Here is a 7,345-nt window from a genome sequence, read left to right as displayed (position 1 = left end):
GGTGTTGCGCGGGCGTGAGGGGTCGGGGGAAGGCCGGTCGCGCGGAGCGCTAGTCGCGGGCCAGGCCCCAGCGGGAGCGGAGGCCGGTGCGTTCGTCGGTGGCCACCGAGGCGGCGCCGTCGGTGACCGTCTCGTAGACCGCGAGGATGTCCGCGCCGACGGTGGACCAGTCGAAGCGGCGGACGTGCTTGCGGCCGCGGGCGCTGAGTTCGGCGCGCCGGGCCGGGTCCGCCAGCAGCCGCAGCACCGCGTCGGCCAGCGCCTCCGCGTTCTCGTTGGCGAAGAGTTCGCCCGCCGCTCCCCCGTCCAGGACCTGGGCGAAGGCGTCCAGGTCGCTGGCGAGTACCGGGGCTCCGGCCGACATGGCCTCGACCAGGATGATGCCGAAGCTCTCGCCGCCGGTGTTGGGCGCGATGTAGAGGTCGACGCTGCGCAGCAGGCGGGCCTTGTCCTCGTCGCTGACCATGCCCAGGAACTCCACCCGCTCGCGCATCTCGGGCGGCAGGCCGGCCAGCGCCTCCTCCTGGTCACCGCGCCCGGCGACCAGTAGCCGGGTGTCCGGGCGGGCCGCCAGGATCCGCGGCAGGGCCCGCATCAGCACCGGCAGGCCCTTGCGCGGTTCGTCGATGCGGCCGATGAAGCCCAGGGTGCCGCCGGTCCGCGGCCCGGCCGGGCCGGTGGCGGCCTGGGAGTCGGTGGCGCCCCGGGGTTCGATGACGGTCTCGGGGCCGCCGGCGGACGGTGCCGGGGCGGACTGCCACTCGGGGCGGGGCCGCGCGGAGGCGAAGAACTCGACGTCCACGCCGTTGGGGATCACCACCGCGTCCCCGCCCAGGTGCTCCACCAGGGTCCGCCGCGCGTACTCGCTCACCGCGATCCGGGCGCTGATCTTCTCCAGGGCCGGCTGCAGGATCGGGTACGCCGCGATCATGGCGCGGGAGCGGGGGTTGGAGGTGTGGAAGGTGGCGACGATGGGCCCCTGGGCGGCCCAGCAGGTCAGCAGGCCCAGGGAGGGCGAGGTGGGCTCGTGGATGTGCACCACGTCGAAGGCGCCCTCGTGCAGCCAGCGGCGCACCCGCGCGGCGGAGAGGAAGCCGAAGTTGAGGCGGGCCACCGAGCCGTTGTACGGGACGGGTACGGCGCGCCCGGCGGAGACCGCGTAGGGCGGCAGCGGGGTCTCCTCGTCGGCGGGGGCGAGCACGGACACCTGGTGGCCGCGCCGGATCAGGTGCTCGGCCAGGTCCCGGATGTGGAACTGGACGCCGCCGGGCACGTCCCAGGAGTACGGGCAGACGATCCCGATCCTCACGGCTCCTCCGTCGCGGGGCGGTCGGCCGGCGGCGGTGCGGCGGCCGGATCGAGGTCGGCGAGCCACAGCCGCTGGAGCATGTGCCAGTCCTGCGGGTGCTCGGCGATGCCGGAGGCGAAGGCGTCGGCGAGCTCCTGGGTCATCACGGCCGCGGCCTTGGCGCGGCTGACGCCCTGCGGCACCTCGATCGGCGGATGGACCCGGCCCCGCATGATCGGACTTCGGTCGTACCAGAGCGTGACCGGCAGCAGCAGGGCGCCGGTCTGGGCGGCGAGCCGGGCCGGCCCCGCGGGCATCTTGGCGGCCTCGCCGAAGAACTCCACCTCCACCCCGGAGGCGGACAGATCGCGGTCGGCGACCAGGCAGACCAGCCCGCCGGCCCGCAGCCTGCGGGCCAGGGTGCCGAACGCGCTGCCGCCGGTGTGCGGGAGCACCTCCATGCCCAGGCCGGTGCGGTAGGCGACGAAGCGGTCGTAGAGGGTCTCCGGCTTGAGGCGCTCGGCGACGGTGGTGAAGGGCACCCCGAGCTTGGTGGTGACCCAGGCGCCGGCCAGGTCGTAGTTGCCCATGTGCGGCAGCGCCAGGACGACGCCGCGCCCGGCGGCCAGGCCGTCCACCAGGTAGTGCACGTCGGCCGGGGTGAAGCCGCCCTTGATCCGGTCCCTGCTCCACGCCGGGAGCCGGAACGACTCCATCCAGTACCGCGTGTAGGAGCGCATGCCCGCGCGGGAGAGCTGGGCCAGGCGCTGCGGGGAGGCGTCCGGGCACACCCGGGCGAGATTGGCCTCCAGACGCAGCACGCCGCTGCCGCGCCGCTTCCACACCTGGTCGGCGATGCGCTGGCCGAGGCGTACGGCCACCGGTTCGGGGAGCTTCTTGACGGTGCTCCAGCCCAGTCCGTACAGCGCGTCGGTCAGCCGCTCCCTCACCGCTGGTCGCCTCCGCTCCCGACCGGCTCGGCGGTCGCGGCGTCCGCCTCGGCGGCCTCCCTGCGGACCGTGACGACCCGCTGCACCAGGGTGACGAAGCTGCCCACCGCCACGATCCACAGCGCGATCGGCAACAGGATCTCGATGTGCGGCACCCCGAACTTGTGCAGTCCGGAGAAGCCGCAGGCCACCAGCGAGATCACCAGTCGCTCGGCCCGTTCGACGAGGCCGTTGACGTTGACCGGAAGACCGATGCTCTCGCCCCGTGCCTTGGTGTACGAGACCACCTGGCCGCTGGCCAGGCAGAAGATCGTCACGGCGCACAGCACCTGGTCGTCGCCGCCGCCCGCGTACCACAGCGCCAGGCCGCCGAAGATCGCCGCGTCGGCGAGCCGGTCCAGGGTGGAGTCCAGGAAGGCCCCCCAGCGGCTGGAGCGGCCCAGCTGGCGGGCCATGTTGCCGTCGACCAGGTCGGAGAAGACGAAGAGGGTGATGGTGATCGTGCCCCAGAAGAACTCTCCCTGGGGGTAGAAGACCAGCGCGCCCGCGATCACACCACCGGTCCCGGCGAGGGTCACCGCGTCCGGGCTGACCCCCAGACGGATGAGCAGGGCGGCGAACGGTGTGAGAACACGCGTGAAGAACGCACGCGCGTACTTGTTCAGCATGGCCTTCCCGAAGGGTCGTAATGGGCCGCGTGGTCAAGGGGCCACCGGCTGACCTCATCGTAGCCAGGCGCGCCGAGCCCCGAGCGGACGCATCACGATACGCCCAGGTGTGCGACATATGGACGGCTGATGACGTCGGTGGAAAGCTCGAAGTACCGCAGGTGTCGACCGGGAGGCGAGACACATGGGCGTCAAGACGAGTACACACCCAGGGGCCGCCGGAGGGGCGCTGACGGCCGACGGGCCCGGTTCCGTACGGAACGTGGTGCTGGTCGGCCACAGCGGCGCCGGCAAGACCACGCTGGTGGAGGCGCTGGCGCTGGCCAGCGGGGCGGTGAACCGGGCCGGCCGGGTCGAGGACGGCGGCAGCCTGTCGGACTACGACGAGATCGAGCACCGGCAGCAGCGCTCGGTCCAGCTGTCCCTGGTCCCCGTGGAGTGGGACGGAATCAAGATCAACCTACTGGACACCCCCGGGTACGCCGACTTCGTCGGAGAGCTGAGGGCCGGTCTGCGAGCGGCGGACGCGGCCCTCTTCGTCGTCTCGGCCGCCCAGGACGCGAACGGGATCGCCGGGGCCACCCGCATGGTGTGGGACGAGTGCGCGGCCGTCGGTATGCCGCGGGCGCTGGTGATCACGCACCTGGAGGCGGCGCGGGCCGGCTTCGAGGAGATGACCGAGATCTGCCGCACGGCGTTCGGCGGGGACGACCCGGACGCGGTGCTGCCGCTCTACCTGCCCTTGCGCGGCGAACCGGGACCGGACGGGCACGCCCCGGTCACCGGACTGATCGGACTGCTCACCCAGCGCGTCTTCGACTACGCCTCGGGGGCCCGCGCCGAGGCGCCGCCCTCCGCGGCGCACCGTCCGCTGATCGACGAGGCGCGGGCCCGGCTCATCGAGGGGATCATCGCCGAGAGCGAGGACGAGACCCTGATGGACCGCTACCTGGGCGGGGCCGACATCGACCTGGACACGCTGGTGCGGGATCTGGAGAAGGCGGTGGCGCGCGGCACCTTCCACCCGGTGCTGGCCGCCGCCCCGGCCTCGGACGGCGGACGGCAGGGACTGGGCACCGTGGAGCTGCTGGAGCTGATCACCGGCGGCTTCCCCACCCCGACCGAGCGGCCGGCGCCCGAGGTCACCACGTTGGACGGCAAGCCCTGCCCACCGCTGGCCTGCGACCCCCGGGCGCCGCTGGTGGCCGAGGTGGTGAAGACCTCCTCCGACCCCTATGTCGGCCGGCTCTCCCTGGTCCGGGTCTTCTCCGGGACGCTGCGCCCGGACGAGACGGTGCACGTCTCCGGGCACGGACTGGCCGACCGCGGGCACGAGGACCATGACGTGGACGAGCGGATCGGCGCCGTCAGCGAGCCCTTCGGCAAGCAGCAGCGCACCATGCCGCACGCCGTCGCCGGGGATCTGGCCTGCGTCGCCAAGCTGGGCCGGGCCGAGACCGGGGACACCCTCTCCGACAAGGACCGCCCGGTGCTGATGCGGCCCTGGGTGATGCCCGATCCACTGCTGCCGGTGGCCATCCGGGCGCACAGCAAGTCGGACGAGGACCGGCTCTCCCAGGGGCTGGCGCGGCTGGTGGCCGAGGACCCCACCATGCGTCTGGAGCAGAATCCGGACACCCACCAGGTGGTGCTCTGGTGCCTGGGCGAGGCGCACCGGGACGTGGCCCTGGAGCGGCTGCGCACCCGGTACGGCGTGCAGGTGGACACCGAACCGCACCGGGTGTCGCTGCGGGAGACCTTCGGTGGGCCGGCGCGCGGACGCGGACGGCACGTCAAGCAGTCCGGCGGGCACGGCCAGTTCGCCATCTGCGAGATCGAGGTGGCGCCGCTGCCGGAGGGCTCGGGCATCGAGTTCGTGGACAAGGTGGTTGGCGGTGCGGTGCCCCGGCAGTTCATCCCCTCCGTGGAGAAGGGGGTGCGCGCCCAGGCGGCGCGCGGCGTGGCCGCCGGCCATCCGCTGGTGGACGTCCGGGTGACGCTGCTGGACGGCAAGGCGCACTCGGTGGACTCCTCGGACGCGGCCTTCCAGACCGCGGGTGCGCTGGCCCTGCGCGAGGCGGCCGCCGAGGCCCGGATCCATCTGCTGGAGCCGGTGGCGGAGGTGGCGGCGCTGGTCGCCGACGACTACGTGGGCGCGGTGATGAGCGATCTGTCCGGGCGGCGCGGCCGAGTGGTCGGCACCGAGCAGTTGGCCGGCGGCAACACGCTGATCCGGGCCGAGGTGCCGGAGATCGAGATCGGCCGCTACGTCATCGACCTGCGATCGCTCTCGCACGGCACCGGGCGGTTCAGCCGCTCCTACGCCCGGCATGAGCCGATGCCGCCGCAGCTGGCCGACCGGGTCCGCGCGGAGGCGGGCCGCACCGGCTGATCGCGGCTGCCGCCGAGGCCGCGGTGTGCGGGGGCGGACGTCTGGGCACTCCGGGGTGAGGGGCGCGGGCGTCGGGGCACGCCGGGTGGGCTTCCCGCTCGGGTGCCGCCCGCCCGCGGCTTTCCGCGGATCTTCCGGTGCCTTCCGGGTCTCCCGGTGGCCCCGGTGCGCCCGGTCCCGTCGTCGCGCGCTGGGGCGTGCGACCGGCGCGCCCTGCCGGCGCGCCGGGCCGCCCTGCCCAACTCCCCTGCCGCGGGCGGCTTCGGTTGCCCTGGCGACAGCCGGTACCCCTGATGGATACCCTGAGACCGCAGCTCAAGCGGCATGCGTTATTGGGGGCGTTGGTGACGGACGGATTCGACTTCAGTCCCGGGGCACAGGTGCCGCTCTCGGGGGCGGCCGGCCAGACCGCGGCGACGGGAGCGCTCGCCTCGGCGGCGTACCGCGACAGCCCGGTGGCCAAGCTGTTGGAGGCCAACTCCGAGTGGACGGTGTCCGAGGTCAAGGCACCCCGCTTCTCGCTGTTCGAGCCCAACCTCGGGGAGGCCTTCGCCCGCGCCGTGCAGGTGCGGACGCTGGGCGGGGCACGCGACCAGATGATCCAGTCCTTCGGCATAGAGCCGCAGACGGTGGTGGCGCACTGCCTGGCCGCCAACCGCATCCGCAGGAAGCGGGACGCCCGGCTCACCGCGCTGATGGTGGTCTTCGGTCTGCTCTTCCTGCCCGGGGTGCTGCTGTGGCTGGGCGCCTTCCAGCTGCGCCGGACGCTCGCGGGCGCCCAGGACAAGCGGCTCGGCGCGCTGGGCACGGTCCTGATGGTGGTGCTCGCCGGCCTGGCGCTGATCGCCATGGTGAAGCTGCCGCTCACCGGATTCCTCGCGATCTACCTGCGGGCCATGCTGGTGGCGCCGGTGATCGGCTGGTGGCTGGCGAAGCGGATCAGCGAGCGCACCGCGAAGGAGCTCCGGGAGGCCTGGAGCGGGCTGCTGTCCGGGGGCGGCATCGGGGCCAAGGTCCCGGAGGCCGTGCCCAGCGCCCCCGGCGGGGCGGCGGAGCAACTGCGCAAGGGCTTGCAGAAGCTGGCCGCCGAGGACGCCAGCAATGTGGTCTTCTACGCGGGCGGCAAGGGCATATTGGGGATGGGCACCCGCTGGGGCAGCTGGCAGCTGGCCGAGGACCTGGTGCCGGCCGAGGCGGGGCGGGATATCAACCCGTTCCGCAGCTGGGACGTCATAAAGGCGATCCACGACCAGCTGCGGCTGCTGGAGCGCGGCACGCTGCACACCGGCGGCTTCCCCACCCCCTCGGTGCGCCACTGGGTGGTCTCCCCCATCGGTGAGGGCGCCAAGTCGGTGTCGCGCGGCGGCACCACCGCGGAGGAGGGCTACCAGATAAAGGCGGTCGAGCTCCAGCGGATCTGCGACCAGCAGCAGTTCGGCGCCGGGGACCGGCACTACCTGGGCGTGCAGTTCGTCCTGTGGGACGGCCAGCTGGTGATCACCATGCTCACCACCGTCACGTACCTCCACAACACCCTGCGGATCGAGGTCACCGGGCACGCGCTGGGCCCGGTGCACCCGCTGTTCACCACCAAGCCCTCGGCGCCCTCCAAGACGGTCAGCAAGACCATCAAGTTCTGGGAGACCAAGTCCATTCCGCTGCCGCTGGTCGACGCCAAGGAGGTGGTGCGACTCGCCGCCCGCGCCCCCTTCACCTGGTATCCGCCGCTGCTGGACTACCTGGGCGGCAAGCTGAGCCTGCCCGAGCCGTTCGGCCTGCGACACGCCTGGGCGGACAAGCCCTGGCGGCACCGCTTCATGGCCGATGACGCGCTGCGCGCCGCCACCCCGGTACTGCGGGTGGTGCACGAGGCGGCGATCCGGGTGCTCAAGGAGAACGGCGTGGACACCGAGCGCTTCGGCAACCGGGCCCTGGTGCTCAGCGGGCAGGTGCAGGATCCGACGCCTAAGAAGGCGGATGAGTACAACGCGTGACCGGGCGGGGAGTGGTTCCCGGCCCGGGTGGGGGTGGGCTTCCGCCCCTGAGG

The 7,345-nt window shown here is 73.1% G+C and carries 5 protein-coding genes; 2 read left to right on the top strand and 3 right to left on the bottom strand.

The window, feature by feature from the left end:
* Positions 1 to 49: 49 nt before the first annotated feature.
* Genes E4099_RS26100 through pgsA form a run of 3 tightly spaced genes read right to left on the bottom strand, consistent with a single transcriptional unit; the run spans position 50 to position 2,906 of the window.
* Positions 50 to 1,309: a glycosyltransferase family 4 protein gene (locus tag E4099_RS26100; RefSeq protein ID WP_135341570.1), complete on the bottom strand. Its 1,260-nt coding sequence runs from the start codon at positions 1,307 to 1,309 to the stop codon at positions 50 to 52.
* Positions 1,306 to 2,238, bottom strand: a complete 933-nt coding sequence (locus E4099_RS26095; RefSeq protein WP_135341569.1) for a phosphatidylinositol mannoside acyltransferase — start codon at positions 2,236 to 2,238, stop codon at positions 1,306 to 1,308. The genes E4099_RS26100 and E4099_RS26095 overlap by 4 nt, the downstream gene beginning before the upstream one ends.
* A complete protein-coding gene (pgsA, locus tag E4099_RS26090) occupies positions 2,235 to 2,906 on the bottom strand; it encodes a phosphatidylinositol phosphate synthase (protein ID WP_135341568.1) in 672 nt (223 codons plus the stop codon). Before pgsA ends, E4099_RS26095 begins: the two co-directional genes overlap by 4 nt.
* A gap of 184 nt (positions 2,907 to 3,090) precedes the next feature.
* Here pgsA and E4099_RS26085 point away from each other — a divergent pair, with 184 nt between their 5' ends.
* The gene (locus E4099_RS26085) at positions 3,091 to 5,298 is read left to right on the top strand and encodes an elongation factor G-like protein EF-G2 (protein ID WP_135341567.1); all 2,208 of its coding nucleotides are present in this window, start codon (positions 3,091 to 3,093) and stop codon (positions 5,296 to 5,298) included.
* 293 nt (positions 5,299 to 5,591) lie between these two features.
* Positions 5,592 to 7,292, top strand: a complete 1,701-nt coding sequence (locus E4099_RS26080) for a hypothetical protein (protein ID WP_245245185.1) — start codon at positions 5,592 to 5,594, stop codon at positions 7,290 to 7,292.
* Positions 7,293 to 7,345: the final 53 nt, after the last annotated feature.

The sequence above is a fragment of the Streptomyces palmae genome, assembly GCF_004684805.1.
Lineage (GTDB): Bacteria > Actinomycetota > Actinomycetes > Streptomycetales > Streptomycetaceae > Streptomyces > Streptomyces palmae.
This window is presented reverse-complemented; position numbering and strand designations above follow the sequence as displayed.